Origin of the sequence: Pseudomonas sp. Irchel 3H9, assembly GCF_900187495.1 — a bacterium.
Classification (GTDB): domain Bacteria; phylum Pseudomonadota; class Gammaproteobacteria; order Pseudomonadales; family Pseudomonadaceae; genus Aquipseudomonas; species Aquipseudomonas sivasensis.
The window spans coordinates 25,100-44,456 of record NZ_FYDK01000011.1 but is presented as its reverse complement, the minus strand read 5'-3'; the positions used below and the strand labels follow the sequence as shown (position 1 = coordinate 44,456).

The window sequence follows — 19,357 nt, the reverse complement described above, 5'->3', positions numbered from 1 at the left end:
GCGGCAGTTTTGGGGCTGCTCCGCAGCCCAGCGCGGGGCAAGCCCGCTCACCACAAAAAGACCGCGCACCACAGAAACCCTCACAACCACAAAAAGACTGTGCACCACAGAAAACCTGATCATCACAGTGGTCCTGCCAACCACGGTAAATATGGGTTGTTATAGCTGGTGAACAGGCTGTCCATGGTGAGTGGATTTGTTGTGGTGAACCGGTGTCCTGTGGTGAGCGGGCTTGCCCCGCGCTGGGCTGCGAAGCGGCCCCATCAAGAACACCGCATTTCTTCCGGTCAATCTCGGTGGCAGGTTATGGGGCTGCTCCGCAGCCCAGCGCGGGGCAAGCCCGCTCACCACAAAAAGACCGTTCATCACAGAAACCTGTTCATGACAGAAAGCTTGATCACCACGCAAAGGCCAGACTCCACCACCGGGCTTCACCGCTGTCAGTCACCCAATCCTGTTGAATCCTTGCCTGATCCTCTGAATATGGCGGCCAGCAGATAGATACCCCTTGCGCGGTGGTCTAGAGTTCGACGATGGGCGACTTCTCGTCGCACCACTCCTATAAGAAATCAGCACCACCAACCGATGATCAGCAGGTGAGCCAGCCATGGAATTACGTATCAACCAAAAGGCCTATCAGGTCGAGGCCGAAGCCGACACGCCATTGCTGTGGGTAATCCGCGACAATCTGGGCATGACCGGTACCAAATACGGCTGCGGCCTGGCCCAATGCGGCGCCTGCTCGGTGCTGGTGGACGGCAATGTAGTGCGTTCGTGCGTCACCCCGGTAGCCGGGGTCGTTGGCCGCGAGATCACCACCATCGAAGCCATCGAAGCCGATGACGTGGGCAAACGTGTCGTGAGTGCCTGGGTCGAGCACCAGGTAGCGCAGTGCGGTTACTGCCAGTCCGGACAAGTGATGGCAGCCACCGCGCTGCTCAAGCACACCCCCGCTCCCACCAAAGAGCAGATCGACGCAGCGATGGTCAACCTGTGCCGCTGCGGTACCTACAACGCCATCCATACCGCCATGTACGACCTCGCCGCCGGGAAGGAGACTGCCTGATGAATATGCCAGGACTCATCCCCGGCCTCTCCCTGGACGAGCCGGTCAACCTGTCCCGCCGACGCTTCCTGGCCAGTACGGCCGTGGGGGCGCTGGTCATCGGTTTCGGCCTGCCGCTCGGCTCGGGCCGGGTGCAGGCTGCCACCGGCGCGACGACAGAACGTGGCACCCAAGTGCCGGCCTTTCTGGAGATTCGCCCGGGCGGCACTGTTCGCCTGCTCAGCCCCTTTATGGAAGGCGGTCAGGGCACCCACACCGCCATGGCGCAGATTGTCGGCGAAGAACTCGACGCCGACCCGGCCACGTTCATCGTTGAAGCCGCGCCACCCGGTGAGGCTTATGTGGTGATGGACAACGGTATGCGCATCACCGGCGGCAGCATGTCGGTGCGCATGAGCTATCCGACCATGCGTCGCCTGGGCGCCCTCGCCCGCGCCATGCTGCTGCAGGCCGGCGCCGAGCAGCTCGGTGTGCCAGTGGCCCAATTGACCACTCAACCCGGCCGCGTGGTTCACGCTGCGTCCGGTCGTTCCCTGGGCTATGGCGAGTTGGCCAGCCGCGCCCTGGACATGCCGGTGCCTGATGCCGCGAGCATTACCCTGCGCGACCCGAGTCAATTCCGCTGGATCGGTAAACCGGTCAAGCGTGTGGACGCCTACGACAAATCCACTGGCAAGGCGCTGTACAGCATCGACCTGAAAGTCGATGACATGCTCCACGCCGCCGTGCAACACGCGCCGCGCCTGGGCATGACCGTGGGCAGCCTGCGTAACCAGGCGCAGGTCGAAGCCATGCCAGGCGTGCACTCGGTGCATCAACTGCCTGGCGCAGTGGCGGTCGTCGCCGAACGCTGGTGGCATGCCAAGCGCGCGGTAGAAGCCATCCAGGTCGACTGGTTGGAAGCGGCCGCTGACGCCAAAGTCCGCGCGATGCCCGCCGACTTTTCCAGCGATGGCTTCCGCGATTTCCTCGCCACCCAGCAAGGCCCGGCCCGTGACGATGAAAACGAAGGCGATGTGGCCGGCGCACTGAAAAACGCCAAGACTCAGATCGAGGCCACCTACCACAACCAGTACGTCAATCACGCCCAGTTGGAGCCGCCTTCAGCCCTGGCGCGTTTCAACCCCGACGGTTCCCTGGACATCTGGCTGCCCAACCAGGCGCCGGACATGTTCCGCGCTGACATCGCCAAGCGCACCGGCCTGGCGCCTGCACAAATCAATCTGCACTCACCGCTACTGGGCGGTTTTTTTGGCCGGCATTTCCTCTATGACTCGGCCAGCCCTTACCCGCAGGCCATTGCGCTGGCCAAGGCGGTGGGCCGTCCGGTCAAGCTGATCTGGAGCCGTGAAGAAGAGTTCCTGCGCGATGTACTGCGCCCGGTTGCGGTGGTCAAGTTCCGCGCCGCGCTGGATGCCGACGGCCTGCCCGTTGCCATCGAAGCCGTCAGCGCCACCGAAGGCCCCAGCGAAGCCATCGCCGGCAAACAGGGCGAAAAACTCGACCCCACGGCCCTCGAAGGCCTGACCGGCAAGAGCTACGCCATCCCCAACAAACGCATCGCACAGATCTATGTCAAAGGCCCGGCCATGCTCGGCTACTGGCGGTCGGTGGGTAACTCGCTCAATGACTTCTTCTACGAAGCGTTCCTCGATGAACTGGCCGACCAAGGCAAACGCGACCCGTATGAGTTGCGCCTGCATTTGCTGCGGGACAACCCTCGGTTGACGACTTTACTCAAAGCGGTGGCCGAGTTGTCCGGCGGCTGGAAGCGTGGCCCCTACACCGCCGAAGACGGCACACGACGAGCGCGTGGCGTGGCCATGGCCTCGCCGTTCGGTTCTCACGCGGCGGTGATCGCCGAGGTGTCGATTGAACACGGCCAGGTCAAGGTGCACCACATCTGGGAAGCCATCGACCCTGGCAGCATCGTCAACCCGGCGATTGTCGAAGCGCAGGTCAACGGCGCGGTAGCCTTGGGCTTATCGCAGACTTTGCTGGAGGAAGCGGTGTACGTGGACGGCAAGCCACGGGCGCGCAATTACGACCTTTACCCGATCCTGCCGCCGTCACGCATGGCGCAGGTGCACGTAAAGATCATCGAGAGTGGTGAAAAGATGGGCGGCATCGGTGAGCCTCCGCTCCCCGCTGTGGCGCCGGCCGTGGTCAACGCGGTGGCGCAATTGACCGGCCAGCGTGTTCGCAGCCTGCCATTAAGCCGACACACCTTCAGCTAACCGAGCGAGACCGCCCATGAACAACCGTCGATTCGCAAGAACCGTAGGCTGGCTCGCGCTGCCCTGCGTCATCGCCGCCGGCCTGATGGCCTGGTATGTCACCCGCCAACCGGCCACACCGTTTGAACCGGCACAGGCCGCCAGTTTCGACCCGGCCCTGGTCAGTCGCGGCGAGTACGTCGCCCGCCTCAGCGACTGCGTGGCCTGCCACAGCCTGCCCGACAAGGCACCGTTCGCCGGTGGCCTGGAAATGGCCACGCCGCTGGGTGCAATTCACGCCACCAACATCACCCCGGACCGTACCCACGGGATCGGCACTTACAGCCTCGCCGACTTCGACCGAGCGGTACGCCACGGCGTGGCACCGGGCGGCCGACGGTTGTACCCGGCCATGCCCTACCCGTCGTATGCCAAGCTCAGCGACGACGATATAAAGGCGATGTACGCGTTTTTCATGAAAGGCGTGCAACCGGCCAACCAGCCGAATATCCCCAGCGATATTCCCTGGCCGCTGAATATGCGCTGGCCCATCGCACTGTGGAACGGCCTGTTCGCACCCACGGCCACCTACGCCGCCAACCCCAACCAGGACGCGCTGTGGAATCGCGGCGCCTACATCGTCCAAGGGCCTGGCCACTGCGGCAGTTGTCACACGCCGCGTGGTCTGGCCTTCAACGAAAAAGCCCTGGATGACTCCGGCAAGCCGTTCCTCGCCGGCGCCCTGCTCGATGGCTGGTACGCACCCAGCTTGCGCCAGGACCCCAACAGCGGTTTGGGCCGCTGGAGCGAGCCTGAGATCGTGCAGTTCCTCAAGACCGGCCGCAACCAGCACGCGGTGGTCTACGGCTCGATGACCGAAGCGTTCAACAACTCCACCCAGTTCATGGCCGACGACGACCTGGCGGCCATCGCCCGCTACCTCAAGTCGCTGCCCGGCGACCCGCAGCGCGACGGCACGCCCTGGCAGTACGTGACCGCCGACGCGCGCCCGGACGCACCCGGCGCCCACACCTACGCAACCCGCTGCGCCTCGTGCCACGGCGCTGACGGCAAAGGCCAGCCCGAGTGGATGCCGCCCCTGGCCGGCGCCACCTCGGCGCTGGTAAAGGAGACGGCGTCAGCGATCAACATCACCCTCAATGGTGCACAACGCGTGGTCGCCGCTGGCGTGCCGGATGCGTATCGCATGCCGGCGTTTCGTGAACAGTTGTCTGATCAGGAAATCGCCGACGTGCTGACGTATGTGCGCGGTACTTGGGGTAATCAGGGTGGCGCGGTGGACGCCAAGGCGGTGGGTAAACTGCGTGGGCATACGGATCCTGCGAGCAGCAGTCCGATTATTTTGCATATGCGTTGAGGCGGGCCAACCCTCGGATTTTCAGAGCGCCTCAGGCAGAAAAAACCTGCGCGCGCTCTGTGTTGTTGGTGCGTGCCTGAGGGGTTGCTGACGGGCAAGCTGCGCCTGAACCTGCGCGACGGCCTCCAACACCCGCTGCGCCCAGTGCTCGTCCTGAGGGTCCACCACCACCACGCGAAAACCGTGGTCATGGCCTTCACTGCGCACACCTTCGGAGTCATCCACATGCAGGTCGATGTCGAAGGCCGGTGGGAATTTCGATGGTGAATTCGACAGCCCGTGCGCCGTCAGTGCCTGGTTATGCAGCACGCTGTTGACCACGCCGTCGACGCGGATGCCGTACAGCATCAGCCACCGTCGGATATAGGACGGCGTGCGACCGGACGAGGTATAGACCCAGATGCTGCAGCCCTGGCGGCGGAGTTCGCGGGTCAGGGAGCGCGTGCCGATTCGCAGCGGTTCACCCAGCCAACGGTGCACGCAGGCCGGCAGCCGGCTCGGCTCGACGTCGCAGTGGTGGAGCTGGCAGGCCAGGGTGTCGTCTATGTCGAACGAAATGCGGATGCGCGGGCGCTTAAGCAGTTGCATCGGGAGAAGGCGCTGGAGGGCCTGCCCTGCCCTGGCGAACAGGAGAGAACCGCTCATCAATGGCCCCCTTGATAGACGGGCACGGGCTGGTCCTTAAGAAAAAACTTCATTGGATCCGGTGCCTGTTCTTCGAGGAAGGCTGCGTATTTTTTCTTGATCTTGGGCAATTCGTACAACGCCTTGACGCCATGTTTGGCTGAGTTACGGATGACTGATGAGGGGTTGAAGTAGCCTTCGGCGTTCTCCAGCGACAGCACGAACGGCGGCAACCCTGCACGCATCAGCAAATAGCTGACAATCAGCGAGCCGCTGCGGTTGTTGCCTTCGATGAACAACTGCGGCTTGCTGAGGATGCGTACATACACCCCGGCTGCACGCTTCCAGACCGACTCACTGCGGTACGCGCAGTACCAGTTGTACAAGTCCTTGATACCGCCCTCGACGTTGTTGAAGAAGTGTTCTTCGGTCGCCGCCAGGTGCTGGGCGTATTCCAGTCGGCGGGTCGGGTCGCTGCCACAGAGTACGGTGGCGTTGATCTCCAGCATCAGGTTCAGTTGCTGAAGGTCAAACAGGTCGACGCCCCGCGCCACGTAGTCGTCAATCAGCGCATAGCCTTCAAGCACGTTATGCAGCACTTCGTCAGTCAACGGATCGCGCGGCTCGGTAAAGTCCCGACTGAGCTCGGCAAAGCGCTGCTGTACCTCACGCAGTGCACGTTCAATCGCGGGCAAATCAAGGCGTCGTGTTGCTGGCATTGGCATTCCTATAAACAGGTGAAAATGCGCGAGCGTCCGAGCTCGCGCAGGGTTCAGCTGAACTTACCGGTGATGTAGTCACCGGTCATTTGCTCGCGCGGGTTCTGGAAAATCTGCTCCGTAGGGCCCATCTCAACCAGATAGCCGGTACGCGTGCCTTGGGAAATATCCACCGAGAAAAACGCCGTGGTGTCAGCCACACGAATGGCTTGCTGCATGTTGTGGGTCACCAGGGCAATGGTGTAGTCCTTCTTCAGCTCAACCATCAACTCCTCGACACGGCGCGTGGCAATCGGGTCGAGTGCCGAGCAGGGTTCGTCGAGCAACAGCACTTCTGGCTCGGTGGCGATGGCACGGGCGATACACAGGCGTTGCTGCTGACCACCGGACAGAGACAGGCCGCTGACCTTGAGTTTGTCCTTGACCTCATCCCACAACGCCGCACCTTGCAGGGCGTGTTTGACGCGGTCGCCCAGATCGCCTTTGTAGCGGTTCAGGCGCAGGCCGAAAGCGACGTTGTCGAAGATGCTCATCGAGAACGGGTTCGGCTGCTGGAACACCATGCCGATATAGCGGCGCACGACCACTGGATCCACGCCCTTGCCGTAGACGTCCTGCCCGAGGAAGTGCACGTGGCCCTCAAAGCGGAAACCTTTGACCAGGTCGTTCATGCGGTTGAGGCTACGCAACACGGTACTTTTGCCGCAGCCGGAAGGACCGATGAAGCCAGTGATCTTGTTCTTTTCGATCGGCACATGGCTGTCACGTACGGCCAGGAAGTTGCCGTAGAAGATCTTATCCAGCTTGCAGTCCATGACCACAGGCGCCTGGGTGACAAACGGAGCGGCTATTTGCGCAGTTGAGACGTTCAAGATTCAGATGCTCCCGTTTTCAATACTTTGGCTTGCCGAAAATACGGCTCACGATATTCACGACCAGCACGATCATTACCAGTACCAGCGACGCCGCCCAGGCGAGTTCAAGCTGGTTGTCGAAGGGCATGCCGGAGAAGTTGTAAATCAGCACGGCCAGCGAGGCCGTCGGATTCATCACCGCCAGGCTGCCGTCGTGGTAGATCCAGTAGTTGCTGAACAGTGCGGTAAACAACAGCGGCGCGGTTTCGCCTGCGGCGCGAGCCACGGCAAGCATCACGCCAGTGAGGATTGCCGGCAGGCCGGTGGGCAGGACGATTTTCCAGATCACTTGGGAGCGGGTGCAGCCCATGCCGTAGGCGGCGTCCTTCATGATCTTGGGCACCATGCGCATCGATTCTTCAGCGGTCAGGACCACGATCGGCAGCATCAGTACCGCCAGTGCCACACCACCGGCCGGAGCCGAGTAGGTGCCGGTGGTCATGACCACCAGGGCGTAGGCGAATACACCGGCCAGGATGGAAGGCAGGCCGGTGAGCATCTTCGCGGCAAAACGCGCGGCGTTCGCCAGCTTGCTGTCAGGGCCCAGTTCGGCGAGGAAGATCGCCGCCATGATGCCGACCGGCACGGCGATGGCAGCGGCGATGCCGACCATCACGAAGGTACCGGCCATTGCGTTGCCGAAACCACCGCCGGTCTCGAAACCAGTCGGCGGCAGCTCGGTGAACACTTCAAGGCTCAGGCGCGCGCCGCCACGCATGATCAGCATGTAGAGCACGGAAATCAGCGGCACGCTGGCCAGTAGCGCGCCTGTCCAGACCAGGGTGGTCAATACCAGGCTGCGTAGGGCGCGGCCTTCAAACCGGCGCTGCAGGCTGGGCATCGCGCCTGCGGGGGACGTCAGGTCGGTTGCAGCAGTGAGATCAGTCATCACTTATTACCCCGTTGGGCGTACATCATGATCATGGAGCCGAAGATGTTGACGATCAGCGTGATCAACATCAGCACCAGTGCGGCGTACATCAGCACCTCGATCTCGTTCGGCCCGGCTTCCGGGAAGTTCAGCGCCAGCAAGGCCGCCAGGGTATTGGCCGGTGCGAACAGCGACAGAGAGATGTTGTTGGCATTGCCCACCAGCATGGCCAGGGCCATGGTTTCACCGAGTGCGCGGCCCAGGCCCAGCACCAGGGAACCGAAGATGCCGGTAGCGGCGGACGGCACCATCACCTTGAGAATCGCTTCCCAGTGAGTGGTGCCCATACCGTAGGCCGCTTGCTTGGTTTTCATCGGCACGGCGGTGAGGGCGTCCTGGGACACGGCAGCGATGGTCGGCAGAATCATGATCGCCAACACCAGCGCGGCCGGGAGCAGCCCCGGACCGCTCAAGGAGGTGCCGAAAAAAGGGATCCAGCCGAGTTCGGTGTTCAACCAAGCGGTCAAAGGCCGGATCGCCGGAATCACCACGTAAATGCCCCACAGGCCATAAACGACGCTGGGAATGGCCGCGAGCAGTTCGACGATGGTGCGAAACACCGCCGCCAGCTTCGCCGGCAAAAAATCTTGGGTAAGGAAAATCGCCATGCTGACGCCGAAAACACCTGCGATCAGTAACGCGATGAAGGCACTGTAAAGCGTGCCCCAGATGGCCGGCAGAATGCCGTACTTGCCTTGGTTAACGTCCCAGACGCTTCCGAAAATCACGTCAAAACCGTGCTTTTCCATGCCTGGAAGGGCCTTGCGCCCGACTTCAAACACCAGGGCAAACACCAACGCCAGCACCAGAACCACACCTATCCGCGCAAGCGCACGGAAGGTGCGATCAACCAGGAAGTCCTTCGTAGAAGGTGGCTGGCAGGCAGAGTCCGGGTTACCCGGTACGACAAAAGGTGTGTTCATTGGCTAATTCCGGAACAGGGGGGTAACTCTCCCGGCAAGGCTGACAGCACCCGCCGAGAGAGGCCTCACGGGCGTTACTGGATGTTGGCGGATGCTTTGCGAACCTGATCGACTACCGATGGCGGCAGTGGGATATAGCCCATCGAGTCAGCGATTTTCTGGCCTTCGGTCAGGCTGTATTCGACCATTTCACGCATGGCCTTGGCCTTGGCCGGGTTGCCGTTGTCTTTGCGGAAGATCATCCAGGTGTAGGACGTGATCGGGTAGGACTTGGCACCGTCCGGATCCGGCAGCCAGGCCACCAAGCTTTCCGGCATCTTCACCGCAGCCAGTGCTTCGGCACCGCTTTCGGCGTTAGGAACCACGTACTTGCCGGCCTTGTTTTGCAGCTGGGCAAAGTCAACCTTGGCCAATTTGGCGAAGCCGTATTCGATGTAGCCAATCGCCCCTGGGGTCTGGCGTACGGTGGCGGTCACGCCATCGTTCTTCGGCGATTTGATGAATTTGTCGCTGGAAGGCCAGTTGACGGTGTTGCCTTCACCCAAGTCCTTTTGGAACTGTGGGTTGATGGCCGCCAAGTGCTTGGTGAAGACGGCAGTGGTACCGCTGGAGTCTGCACGCACGACCACGGTGATCGGCATATCCGGCAATTTCAAGCCAGGGTTGGCAGCGACGATCTGCGGATCGTTCCACTTGGTGATCTTGCCCAGGAAGATGTTGGAGTACACATCGCGTGGCAACTTCAGCTCTTTAGGATTGCCTGGCAGGTTGAACGCCAGCACGATTTCGCCCGCGGTCATCGGCAGCAACTGCACGCCTTCGGCGACCTTGGCAATGTCTTCATCTTTCATGGCCGAGTCACTGGCGGCGAAGTCCACGGTTTTGTTCAGGAAGTCCTGAACACCCGCCCCGCTCCCCTTGGATTGGTAGTCAACCGTGACGCCATCGGTCTTTTTGCTGAAATCCTTGAACCAGGTGAGATAGATCGGCGCTGGGAAACTGGCGCCAGAACCTGTCAGACGGACGTTTTCGGCGGCAAATACCGAGGTGGCACTTAGAGAAACCGCAACGGCGAGTGCAGCAGACTTCATCAGACGTTTCATTCAGGGAAATCCTTGTGATTACGGGCTCCCGAAACTCTGCATCAGCATTGTTACGCTTTTATGAAAATTGAATGGCAAGCCGCTATTTTGTCCCCCTTTTGCGCCACAGCTACGCATTTCGCTGTTGTTTAGTGGCGCCGGTAACTTTTCTGTCCGGAAGGCGTAAGGCAAAACACCCCGCCCCGTGGCCCGGTACAGTACGCACCGCTACCGCAGCTGCAACTCTGCGAGCGACCTTGCAGCGGCTGCACGGCGGGGCGTGCCAGGCGGTTGCCCGTATAGGCGGTGCAACTTTTTTTAGAGGCGCTTATGGAGCCGTCGTTGCACAGGAATACATCCCCATCACAACCGGCGATACCTCCTTTACGACCTGAACACGGGGTATTGGCCGCCAGGGCGGACAGGCTCGACAGCATCAAAATGAGGCCCAGGACAAACACGCGGATAAGCCCAGGAAACATAAGGAACACTCGAAATAAGTGGCCCAATGATATCAATCTTTGAGCGCAGCCGCTGACGACTAACGCAGCTTTCTCATGCATGCAGCCGAGCTTCGTTCTTCGTCTCCCGCGCGCCAAAGCCTGAGCAAAGCGAGGTCTATCTGATCTACGGAAATCAAAATGTGGGAGGGGGCTTGCCCCCGATGAGTAAGTGTCAGCTAATCATCGGTGACTGACACACTGCCATCGGGGGCAAGCCCCCTCCCACATTTGGACGGAGTTCAGTTTAAGAACTCGGTCGGCGCCAAGGCCGCCGAGCTCTTGCTTTTGATCTGGAGTCGCCCCGTTAACCACGTTGCTACGTACGTTTAGGGCGTCGGCTCCACGTCCTTGAACACCAGTCCCTGGCTACCACTCACCTGCCACGGATTGCCACCACCGGTCTGACTGAACACCACACGCTCGAAGCGTGAATCTTTCAGCCCATCAATACGCGCCTTGGCCGCGCCGCTGAAGCGCACACGCTCGAACACCAACCCCTGATGATAGGCATTGTGCGCGGCATCGCCCTTGACCTCGATCGCCGCGCCCTGGGCATTTTCCACACTGACGTCAGTCACGCGGATGTCCCTGAACTGCCCGGCAATCGTGGAGCGCTGATAATCGAGTTTGGCGTTCGGGTCGTTGTAGTCGAGGGTGAAGATGAACGCCTGCTTGACCGTGTTGCGAATCGCCGAATCCCGGAAGATAACGTTGCGCGTGCCGCCGCCCATGAAGTTGGTGCTCTTCATACGCAACCCGGCATCAGTGCCGTCGGAGACGTTGTCTTCAGCCAGGATGTTCTGGATCCACGCACCGGTATGACTGCCGGCCACCACCATGCCGTGGCCCTTGCGGAAGTAGTTGTTGAAAATCCACGCATCTTCCTGGGGCGGCTGGTGCACGGCATTCGCACCGGTGCCGGCGGCGAAGTTGACGCAGTCGTCGCCGGTGTCGAAGAAGTTGTTGAAGACCATCGCGCCCTTACTGTTGGCAAACTCGATGCCGTCGCCGTTGTTGGCGTCGTAGGTCTTGTGGGTGGTGTTGGCCAGCACCACGTTTTCGGTCTCCAGGTTCATGATGCCGTGGAACGCCGGGTTCACCACGGTGAAGCCGCCGTAGAACACGTTCTTGACGTTACGCAGGGTGATCAGCGAGGAGCGCATTTGCCCATACGCGTCCTTCACATTCATGCCGCGAGCGACGGCTTGCTCCACCTGGGCCTTGGCAAGCAGGCCGTCCTGGGCATAGCGAGTGTTGTCGCTGGGCAGGTAAAACGGCAGTGCCTGGCCACGCTCATCGACGACATCGGCGTTGCGCTTCCAGCCATTGCCGTCGAGGGTGCCCTTGCCGACGATGCGGATATTTTCAAATGACTGATGCTGGCGCGGATCGCGGGGCAACGCGTTGATCAGCGAGGCCGGGCGTACGGTGGTGGAATACGGGTATTGGATGTAACCAGCCAACGGGTAATCTTCGGCGCGCTCTGAGCCGAGCAGGGTCGCCCCTTCGGCGATCTCCAGGGTCATGTTGCTCTTGAGGTAGAGCGCACCGCTTTTGTAGGTGCCTTTGGGCAGCAGGACTTTGCAGCCTGGGGTGCAGGCATCAATGGCGCTCTGGATTGCCAGGGTATCGAGTTGATTGCCATCGCCCTTGGCGCCGTACTTTTTCACGTCAAACAGGGCCGCGACCTTGGTGGTGCGTTGCTGCACGGGGGCACTGTCTGCCGACTCCTTGCCGTTGCCATCCACCGAACGCACGGTGAAACGGTAGGCCGTGTCGGGCTTCAGGCCCTGGGCGGTGTAGCTGTGAATGCCGATGCGATGGTGGAAATTGGCCGTGTCCTGCCGGTAGAACTGGTCGATGTAGGGCTTGGCCGGCGACACCTGATCGTTGTTGGCGTTGGCACTGCCCAGCAAGGTGCCGTTGGCGTACACCCGGTAATCCTTGATGCCGGCATGATCAGCGGGTTTTTCCCAGACCAGGATGATGTGCTGGTCGTCATAAGCCAGGGTCGGGACTTGCACTTTCGACGGTGCCTGCAGCGCCCAGGACAGCGGGCTGCAACCCAGGGCGATGAGGGCCAGTGCGCAACGCGCTGAGGATTTTTGCGAGGGTTGATACGGCATGTTGTTCTCCTTGTTTTTGCCGGTATTAACGTTGAGGGCTACATCGGTCGCCCGGACTCTTCGAGGTATTGGCTGCGGTTGATGAAGCTTTCGCGGGGCATTTCGCGCACGTCCATGGACAGTGCTTCGACCTGTGGCAGCAGTTCAACCAGGGCGGCGAGTGTCGCCGAGGCGAGGCTGCGTTGTTGTTCGGCCGTGCGCCCGGCGAAGAGATACAGGGCCACGTGCACGAAGTCGTCTTGAGTGGTACCGCAGCGATAATGGGTGAAGCCGTTGAGGCGCACTTTAATGTCGCCGGGTTTGAACACGCCGAACCCGTCGAGGGCGTCATGCACGGTGGCGAGCAGACGTTGTTCGCCGACGCGTTGGGCCAGGGTCGCGGGGCAGTCGATGATGCAATGGGGCATGGTGGACTCCTTGCAGGCAGACCGGACAGCGGCGCCATCAGGGCGCCGCCGACCAACGTTTTATTGAGCGCCGAGGGACTTGATCAGCACCGCCAGTTGCTCCACTTCATCGGGCAGCAGATCGGTCAGTGGCGCGCGTACCGGGCCGGCGTCGTGGCCAACCAGGCGAGCACCGGCCTTGACGATGCTCACACCATAGCCTTCACAGCGGTTACGAATCGCCAGGTACGGCAGGAAGAAATCATCGATCAAACGGCCTACGGTGGCGTGGTCGTCGGCGGCCACGGCGCGGTAGAAGTCCATCGCGGTTTTCGGGATGAAGTTGAACACCGCCGAGGAGTAAACCGGCACGCCGAGGGCTTTGTAGGCGGCGGCATAGACTTCGGCAGTCGGCAGACCACCGAGGTAGGTCAGGCGGTCGCCCAGACGACGGCGGATGCTGACCATGGATTCGACTTCACCAATGCCGTCCTTGAAACCAATCAAGTTCGGGCAGCGCTCGGCCAATTGTTCCAGGCTGTCGGCGTTGAGGCGGCACAGGTTGCGGTTGTACACCACCACACCGAAATCCACCGAGTTGCACACCTGCTCAACATGGGCCACCAACCCTTTCTGGCTGGCTTCGGTGAGGTAATGAGGCATCAGCAAGATGCCGGCAGCGCCCAGGCGCTCAGCTTCTTGGGCGTAGGCAATCGCTTGGCGCGTAGGGCCACCGGCACCGGCGAGGATCGGCACCTGGCCTTTGCAGGTGTCCACGGCGGTCTTGATGATCTGCGTGTATTCCTTGGGCTCCAGAGAGAAGAACTCCCCGGTACCCCCTGCCGCGAACAGCGCACTGGCGCCGTAAGGTGCCAGCCATTCCAGGCGGCGTGCGTAGGTGTCGGCGCGGAAGTCGCCAGCGGCATCAAAGTCGGTAACCGGGAAGGAGAGCAAGCCGGAAGACAGGACTGTTTTTAGTTCTTGTGGCGTCATGTTCACAAACCTTTGTTCGAAATTTGGATGGAATACCTTAAGAGGTAAGTCATCGTACAACTACAAAAAAAGTAAAGCTACCCTGTAAGTGCCCATCTTGAGAAAATTGCCATTTAACCCAATGAAATAGACACCTATCTAAAAAATCACATCAATCGATAAAAGCCATGTTGTACGATGACTAAGCGTTTATCCCACACGCCGCCGCTCAGACTCCTGACTGAAGTCGCGGCTGGCCTGCACCAGCATGCGCGTGTAATCGTGCGCCGCCTGATCCTGGCTCAGGGCCTGGCAGTCGAGCAACTCGACGATCTTGCCGTGCTGCATCACCGCCACCCGATCGCACAAGTGAGTGACTACACCCAGGTCATGGGTGACCAGTAGGTAGGTGAGTTTCTCGCGCTGGCGCAGGTCCGCCAGCAGGTTGAGGATCTCGGCCTGGACCGAGACATCCAGCGCCGAGGTCGGCTCATCCAGCAGCAGTACCCGCGGCTCCAGGATCAAAGCGCGCGCGATCGCCACACGCTGGCGCTGGCCGCCGGAGAGCTGGTGCGGATAGCGAAAGCGAAAACTGTCGTTCAGACCGACCTTGAGCAGGATCTCGTTGATACGGTCGTCCTTGTCCCCTACCCCATGGATAATCAGCGGCTCGCGCAACGCCGTGTCGATGGTGTGCCTGGGATGCAGGGAGCCGTAGGGGTCCTGGAAGACCATCTGCACTTTGCGAAAATGCTCCTTGGGAATCTTGTGCTGCAGCGGCGCGCCGGCAATGCTCAGCTCGCCGCTCCAATGCCGGTATTGCCCGGCCAGGCAGCGCAGCACGGTGGTCTTGCCCGAGCCGGACTCCCCCACCAGACCGAACGATTCACCGTCGGCGACACTCAGGCTCACATCGTGCAGCACTTGGTTGATGGCAGCGCCTGTGCCGAAGCTCAGGTTCAAGGCGTGCGCTTGGATCATGGGCATGGTCAGGTTCCTTATTGAGTCAGCCAGAGAGGATCGCGCTTGAGCACCGGCAAGTGCACGCGGCGGTTGTCCATGCTCGGCAGCGCGGCCAGCAAGCCACGGGTATAGGGATGTTCGGCGTACTGCAGGTCGCAGGCGGCCAGGGATTCAACGACGCGCCCGGCGTACATCACCAGCACGCGGTCGCAGTAGTTGCGCACCAGGTTGAGGTCGTGACTGACGAAGATCAGCCCCATCTGCTGCTGGTCCACCAACTCTTCCAGCACGTTGAGCACTTGCTGGCGCACCGAGACATCCAGCGCCGAGGTGGGCTCGTCGGCGATGATCACTTCCGGACGGGTGATCACCATCATCGCGATCATGATGCGCTGCCCCATGCCGCCGGAGACTTCATGGGGATACAGGTTATAGACGCGCTGCGGGTCGCGGATATGCACCTGCTCCAGCATTTGCAACACGCGCTCTCGCGCATCGCTGCGGCTGGCCTTGTGGTGGGCCAGGTAGGCTTCGGCGATCTGATCGCCGACCTTGACCACCGGGTTCAGCGAGTACTTGGGGTCTTGCATGATCATCGAGATGCGCTGGCCGCGGATCTTCTGCATGGCTTTTTCACTGGCCGACAACAGGTCGACCTCGCCAAACGCCATGGCCTTGGCGGTGATTTTGGCGCTGGGCGGATGCAGCTTCAGCAGGCTGCGACCCACGGTGGACTTGCCGGAGCCGGACTCACCGACAATCGCGAGTTTTTCCCGGCCTAAGGTAAAGGACACATCGCGCACGGCGTGGGTTTCTTTTTGGCCACTGACGAAGCGCACGTTAAGCCCTTCGACATTCAGTTTGATGGCGGACATCAGGTGTTCCTCCGATTATTCGCTGCGCGGATCAAGGATGTCCCGCAGGCCATCGCCCAACAGGTTGAAGGCCAGGCTGACCAGCATGATCGCTGCCCCTGGAACCGCCACCAGCCACCAGCATTCGAGCATGTAGCGGCGGCCGGTCGAAATCATGGCGCCCCACTCCGGCAGCGGCGCCTGGGCACCCAGGCCGAGAAAGCCCAAAGCGGCAGCGGTGAGGATGATCCCGGCCATGTTCATGGTCAGGCGGATGATCACCGAGGACAAGCACATCGGCACGATATGGCGCAGGATAATCCGCGCCGGCGACGCGCCTTGCAGCTCCACTGCGACGACGAAATCAGCGTTGCGCAGGGACAAGGTTTCGGCCCGCGCCAGCCGCGCAATCGGCGGCCAGGAGGTCAATGCAATCGCCACCACCGCGTGCTCCAGGCCAGGGCCGAGGGCCGCGATAAACGCCAGTGCCAGGACCAGGCTCGGGAAGGAGATGAAGATATCGGTCAGGCGCATGAACACGGTGTCGACCGCACCGCCGAAGTAGCCCGACACGGTGCCGATAAACAGCCCGATAGGCCCTACGATCACTGTGACCAGGGCGATGATGTACAGCGTGATCCGCGAGCCGTAGACCAGCCGGCTGAAAATATCCCGGCCATATTCATCGGTGCCGAACCAATGCGCCGAACCCGGTGCCTGCAACGCGCCGGCTAGGTTCTGCACCACCGGATCATGGGTAGCGATCCACGGTGCAAAGGCCGCGACCACCACCAACAGCAGCGCCACCAGCAGGCCCGCCAGGGTCATAGGGTTACGCAACAGGTGACGCAGCACCCGCAGGCCGCTCTTGCAGAAGGCATCGAAGCTGGAGCCCGGCGAGCGATCCACCGGCCGCTTCGCCGCCGTGTCGATGGAAGACAGATTGGCATTCATAAGCATCTTCTCTGTGTGAATTCTGAAGGGCCGCAGCCCCACTCAACGCTGCTTGTAGACACCCAGGTAACGGGTGGCCTCGGCATCGTCACCGGTGAAGCCCTTGACGTCGGCAGCGCTGACCACGGTGTCGGTCATCTGCGAAATCATCAGGATCGGCCCCACTTGCTGGTCGTAGAGGGTTTGCGCCTGGTGATACAGGCTGACCCGCTGCGCCGAATCACGCGTCACGCCGGCCTGGTCGATCAGGGTGTTGATCTGCGGGCTGAAGAACGAGGCGCGCCAGCCCTGGAAGTTCGGTAGGCCGGCGTCGTCGCTGTTGTTGGGGTTGTAGGCAAAGGTGCGCAGGCTGAAATACGGGTGCGGGTAACGCTCGGCGCCCCTGGCCACGATGATCTCGAAATTGCGCGCGCGCATCGCGCCGTACACCTGGTTACCCGTGCCGGTGACGATGCTGGCCTTGATCCCGCCTTCGGCCAGGGTCGCTTGCAGGCGAGCAGCGATATCAATGAACGGCGGTTCCGACAGCGTGCGGATGGTGGTGTTGAACCCCTCGGGGTAACCCGCCTCAGTCAGCAGCGCTTTCGCCTTGGCCACGTCCATGTGATAGCCCGGATCCGGCAGGCGTGCTTCCAGACCCAGTTGCATCGGCTGCTGGTTGAGCGTTCCGTAATACGGCATCACTTGTTGGTCCAGGCCCTTGTAGTCGATCAGGTTGCGCACGGCTTCACGCACCTTGGGCTTGGCGAATTCCGGTTGTTTCATGCTCATGGCGACGTAGTACATGGTGCCGCGCGGCAGCGACTGCACTTGGATCTTGTCCGAGCCGTCGATGGCGCGAATGTCCGGCGCGGCCATGCCGTAGGCCAGGTCGAGGTCACCGCGTTCGAGCATCAAGCGCAGGGACTGGGATTCGGTCATGTGCCGCACCACCACGCGCTTGAGCTTGGCTGCGCCGCCCCAGTAGCCGTCGAAACGGGTCAGCAACAGGGAATCGTTGGCGCTCCATTTGGTCAGCACGAAGGGGCCACTGCCCGCCTCGTTCGTCACCAACCAACCGGCGCCGAGGTCGCCGTTTTTTTCATGGGCCAGGGCGGTCTTGCGGTCCACTACCACAGCGCTCGGGGAGATCGCCAGAGAGTCCACCAGCAGCAGCGGGTCCATGGTCTGCGGCAGGTCGATGACCAGGGTGTGGGCGTCCGTGGCGCGGATCAGCGATTGGATATTCTCAACGCTGTAGCCGTAGGCCTTCCAGGTGGTGGCCAGGCCGAAGTTGAGCTTCATCACGCGGTACAGCGACCACGCCACGTCTTCGGCGGTCAGCGGGTTGCCCGAATGGAATTTCACGTCCTGGCGCAGATGAAACGTTACCTGCTTGCCGTCCTCGCTGATGTCCCAACGTTCGGCCAACTGTGGCAGGTGTTTTTCCGGGTTACCCTGGTCACGTTTGATCAGTGTGTCGTAAAGATTGGCGTTGACGCCGGACGCATCCAGGCCGGGCGCGTTGGCCGGGTCGATGGAAAACAGGTTGACCATGCTCATGCCGACGATCAGTTGATCGGCCGGGGTCTTGGCGTTGGCCAGGGTCATCGGGCCAAGCGCGAGCACAGCGGTCAGCAGGCCAAGGTGCAGTTTCGAAAATGTCATGAAAAATTCCTTCTTCTTATAGTTTTATCGGTACTGCGCGACGCATTAACGGGTGCGCGGATCAAACACCTTGTACAGGGCATCGCTGATCAGGTTGAGCGCGACAAAAATCAAGCCGATCACCAGCACGCAGCCCATCACCGCATTCATGTCGCCAAGCATCAGGCTGCTGGTGAGGTATTGGCCGAACCCCGGCCAGGCGAATACGGTTTCGATCAGCACTGCGCCTTCCAGCAGCGAGCCATAGGCCAGTGCAACGACGGTGAGCAACTGCACGAGGATGTTGCGAAACGCATGCCCCCACACCACTTGGCGACGGGACAAACCCTTGACCCGCGCAGTGATGATGTACTCCTGGGACAACTGCTCAAGCATGAAGCTGCGGGTCATGCGGCTGATGTACGCCACCGAGTTCAGGCCCAAAATCAGCGCCGGCAACACGATATGCCGCAGGGCGCTGGCGAAGGCTTCCCAGTCGCGGGCGAGCGATGTGTCGATCAGCAACAGGCCGGTGACTTCGGGCACCATGCCGTCGTAGGCCAGGTCGATGCGCCCCGCGCCGCCCGCCCAGCCGAGCCAGGCGTAGAACACGAGCAGGCCCATCATGCCCAGCCAGAAAATCGGCGTGGAGTAACCGAACAAGGTGATTACCCGCGCCACATGATCGCCGAGCCGCCCTTGGTTGCTCGCCGCACACACGCCCAGCGGCAAGCCGATCAACACGCCGAACAGAATCGCCAGAGTGGCCAGTTCGATGGTCGCCGGGAACACGCGCAGGATGTCATCCAGCACCGGGTGACCCGTCAGCAACGCGTTGCCGAAATCACCGTGGAGCAGGTCATTGAGGTAAAGGCCGAATTGGGTCCAGATCGGCTTGTCCAGGCCCATCGACCGGTACACCTGGTCGTAGGTGGAGCTGTCGGCATCCGGCCCGACTACCGCCAGCACGGGGTCAAGCGGCATGACCCGGCCGATGATAAAGGTCAGCGCCAACAGGCCGAGCAACGTCACCAACACGGTGCTGGCGCGCCGCAGGGTATTGGAAGCGCGAGCGCCCATGACAGAGGCAGTCATAACAAACATAGTGAGCTCCTGGTAA

The 19,357-nt window shown here is 61.3% G+C and carries 18 protein-coding genes; 3 read left to right on the top strand and 15 right to left on the bottom strand.

Features of this window, described 5'->3' with window-relative positions; translation table 11 throughout:
* Positions 1 to 607: 607 nt before the first annotated feature.
* The 3 genes from CKW32_RS26890 to CKW32_RS26880 are packed head-to-tail and all read left to right on the top strand — an operon-like array spanning position 608 to position 4,660.
* Positions 608 to 1,066: a (2Fe-2S)-binding protein gene (locus CKW32_RS26890; protein ID WP_032885461.1), complete on the top strand. Its 459-nt coding sequence runs from the start codon at positions 608 to 610 to the stop codon at positions 1,064 to 1,066.
* Entirely contained in the window at positions 1,066 to 3,303 is a 2,238-nt protein-coding gene (locus CKW32_RS26885; protein ID WP_095186423.1) for a molybdopterin cofactor-binding domain-containing protein, read from the top strand. Before CKW32_RS26890 ends, CKW32_RS26885 begins: the two co-directional genes overlap by 1 nt.
* 16 nt (positions 3,304 to 3,319) lie before the next feature.
* Positions 3,320 to 4,660: a cytochrome c gene (locus CKW32_RS26880; RefSeq protein ID WP_095186422.1), complete on the top strand. Its 1,341-nt coding sequence runs from the start codon at positions 3,320 to 3,322 to the stop codon at positions 4,658 to 4,660.
* Between the two features lie 21 nt (positions 4,661 to 4,681).
* Here the strand turns inward: CKW32_RS26880 and CKW32_RS26875 are convergent, their stop codons facing one another.
* The 15 genes from CKW32_RS26875 to CKW32_RS26805 all read right to left on the bottom strand — a co-directional run bounded on the left by CKW32_RS26875 (position 4,682) and on the right by CKW32_RS26805 (position 19,317).
* Complete coding sequence (locus tag CKW32_RS26875; RefSeq protein WP_032885465.1) at positions 4,682 to 5,305, bottom strand: hypothetical protein; 624 nt, start codon at positions 5,303 to 5,305, stop codon at positions 4,682 to 4,684.
* A complete protein-coding gene (locus CKW32_RS26870; RefSeq protein ID WP_032885466.1) occupies positions 5,305 to 6,003 on the bottom strand; it encodes a hypothetical protein in 699 nt (232 codons plus the stop codon). Before CKW32_RS26870 ends, CKW32_RS26875 begins: the two co-directional genes overlap by 1 nt.
* A gap of 53 nt (positions 6,004 to 6,056) precedes the next feature.
* Positions 6,057 to 6,818, bottom strand: a complete 762-nt coding sequence (gene pstB / locus CKW32_RS26865; protein WP_050442813.1) for a phosphate ABC transporter ATP-binding protein PstB — start codon at positions 6,816 to 6,818, stop codon at positions 6,057 to 6,059.
* A gap of 76 nt (positions 6,819 to 6,894) precedes the next feature.
* Positions 6,895 to 7,806, bottom strand: coding sequence for a phosphate ABC transporter permease PstA (pstA, locus tag CKW32_RS26860; RefSeq protein WP_032885467.1), 912 nt, complete (start codon positions 7,804 to 7,806; stop codon positions 6,895 to 6,897).
* A complete protein-coding gene (pstC, locus tag CKW32_RS26855; protein ID WP_032885468.1) occupies positions 7,806 to 8,771 on the bottom strand; it encodes a phosphate ABC transporter permease subunit PstC in 966 nt (321 codons plus the stop codon). Before pstC ends, pstA begins: the two co-directional genes overlap by 1 nt.
* 74 nt (positions 8,772 to 8,845) lie before the next feature.
* Positions 8,846 to 9,874, bottom strand: coding sequence for a phosphate ABC transporter substrate-binding protein PstS (gene pstS, locus CKW32_RS26850; protein ID WP_032885469.1), 1,029 nt, complete (start codon positions 9,872 to 9,874; stop codon positions 8,846 to 8,848).
* Between the two features lie 128 nt (positions 9,875 to 10,002).
* Positions 10,003 to 10,290: a hypothetical protein gene (locus CKW32_RS28695; protein ID WP_371260687.1), complete on the bottom strand. Its 288-nt coding sequence runs from the start codon at positions 10,288 to 10,290 to the stop codon at positions 10,003 to 10,005.
* 392 nt (positions 10,291 to 10,682) lie between these two features.
* Complete coding sequence (locus tag CKW32_RS26840) at positions 10,683 to 12,482, bottom strand: glycosyl hydrolase family 28 protein (protein ID WP_095186420.1); 1,800 nt, start codon at positions 12,480 to 12,482, stop codon at positions 10,683 to 10,685.
* Positions 12,483 to 12,520: 38 nt separating this feature from the next.
* Positions 12,521 to 12,889 (bottom strand): 5-carboxymethyl-2-hydroxymuconate Delta-isomerase, encoded by a 369-nt coding sequence (locus tag CKW32_RS26835; protein WP_095186419.1) that lies wholly within the window; start codon positions 12,887 to 12,889, stop codon positions 12,521 to 12,523.
* Between the two features lie 60 nt (positions 12,890 to 12,949).
* Positions 12,950 to 13,861, bottom strand: a complete 912-nt coding sequence (kdgD, locus tag CKW32_RS26830) for a 5-dehydro-4-deoxyglucarate dehydratase (RefSeq protein WP_032885472.1) — start codon at positions 13,859 to 13,861, stop codon at positions 12,950 to 12,952.
* Positions 13,862 to 14,050: 189 nt separating this feature from the next.
* Entirely contained in the window at positions 14,051 to 14,827 is a 777-nt protein-coding gene (locus tag CKW32_RS26825) for an ABC transporter ATP-binding protein (protein ID WP_032885473.1), read from the bottom strand.
* An 11-nt stretch (positions 14,828 to 14,838) separates the two neighbouring features.
* Positions 14,839 to 15,678 carry an ABC transporter ATP-binding protein gene (locus CKW32_RS26820; protein ID WP_032885474.1) on the bottom strand — a complete coding sequence of 280 codons (840 nt, stop codon included), beginning with the start codon at positions 15,676 to 15,678 and terminating at the stop codon, positions 14,839 to 14,841.
* 15 nt (positions 15,679 to 15,693) lie between these two features.
* A complete protein-coding gene (locus CKW32_RS26815) occupies positions 15,694 to 16,611 on the bottom strand; it encodes an ABC transporter permease (RefSeq protein ID WP_095186418.1) in 918 nt (305 codons plus the stop codon).
* Between the two features lie 42 nt (positions 16,612 to 16,653).
* Positions 16,654 to 18,258, bottom strand: coding sequence for an ABC transporter substrate-binding protein (locus tag CKW32_RS26810; RefSeq protein ID WP_095186417.1), 1,605 nt, complete (start codon positions 18,256 to 18,258; stop codon positions 16,654 to 16,656).
* Between the two features lie 45 nt (positions 18,259 to 18,303).
* Positions 18,304 to 19,317: an ABC transporter permease gene (locus CKW32_RS26805; RefSeq protein WP_371260689.1), complete on the bottom strand. Its 1,014-nt coding sequence runs from the start codon at positions 19,315 to 19,317 to the stop codon at positions 18,304 to 18,306.
* Positions 19,318 to 19,357 lie beyond the last annotated feature (40 nt).

Coding starts and splice junctions, on each gene's coding strand:
- CKW32_RS26890 (WP_032885461.1), top strand. CDS start 608: ATGGAATTACGTATCAACCAAAAGGCCTATCAGGTCGAGGCCGAAGCC.
- CKW32_RS26885 (WP_095186423.1), top strand. CDS start 1,066: ATGAATATGCCAGGACTCATCCCCGGCCTCTCCCTGGACGAGCCGGTC.
- CKW32_RS26880 (WP_095186422.1), top strand. CDS start 3,320: ATGAACAACCGTCGATTCGCAAGAACCGTAGGCTGGCTCGCGCTGCCC.
- CKW32_RS26875 (WP_032885465.1), bottom strand. CDS start 5,305: ATGAGCGGTTCTCTCCTGTTCGCCAGGGCAGGGCAGGCCCTCCAGCGC.
- CKW32_RS26870 (WP_032885466.1), bottom strand. CDS start 6,003: ATGCCAGCAACACGACGCCTTGATTTGCCCGCGATTGAACGTGCACTG.
- pstB (WP_050442813.1), bottom strand. CDS start 6,818: ATGGACTGCAAGCTGGATAAGATCTTCTACGGCAACTTCCTGGCCGTA.
- pstA (WP_032885467.1), bottom strand. CDS start 7,806: ATGACTGATCTCACTGCTGCAACCGACCTGACGTCCCCCGCAGGCGCG.
- pstC (WP_032885468.1), bottom strand. CDS start 8,771: ATGAACACACCTTTTGTCGTACCGGGTAACCCGGACTCTGCCTGCCAG.
- pstS (WP_032885469.1), bottom strand. CDS start 9,874: ATGAAACGTCTGATGAAGTCTGCTGCACTCGCCGTTGCGGTTTCTCTA.
- CKW32_RS28695 (WP_371260687.1), bottom strand. CDS start 10,290: ATGCTGTCGAGCCTGTCCGCCCTGGCGGCCAATACCCCGTGTTCAGGT.
- CKW32_RS26840 (WP_095186420.1), bottom strand. CDS start 12,482: ATGCCGTATCAACCCTCGCAAAAATCCTCAGCGCGTTGCGCACTGGCC.
- CKW32_RS26835 (WP_095186419.1), bottom strand. CDS start 12,889: ATGCCCCATTGCATCATCGACTGCCCCGCGACCCTGGCCCAACGCGTC.
- kdgD (WP_032885472.1), bottom strand. CDS start 13,861: ATGACGCCACAAGAACTAAAAACAGTCCTGTCTTCCGGCTTGCTCTCC.
- CKW32_RS26825 (WP_032885473.1), bottom strand. CDS start 14,827: ATGCCCATGATCCAAGCGCACGCCTTGAACCTGAGCTTCGGCACAGGC.
- CKW32_RS26820 (WP_032885474.1), bottom strand. CDS start 15,678: ATGTCCGCCATCAAACTGAATGTCGAAGGGCTTAACGTGCGCTTCGTC.
- CKW32_RS26815 (WP_095186418.1), bottom strand. CDS start 16,611: ATGAATGCCAATCTGTCTTCCATCGACACGGCGGCGAAGCGGCCGGTG.
- CKW32_RS26810 (WP_095186417.1), bottom strand. CDS start 18,258: ATGACATTTTCGAAACTGCACCTTGGCCTGCTGACCGCTGTGCTCGCG.
- CKW32_RS26805 (WP_371260689.1), bottom strand. CDS start 19,317: ATGGGCGCTCGCGCTTCCAATACCCTGCGGCGCGCCAGCACCGTGTTG.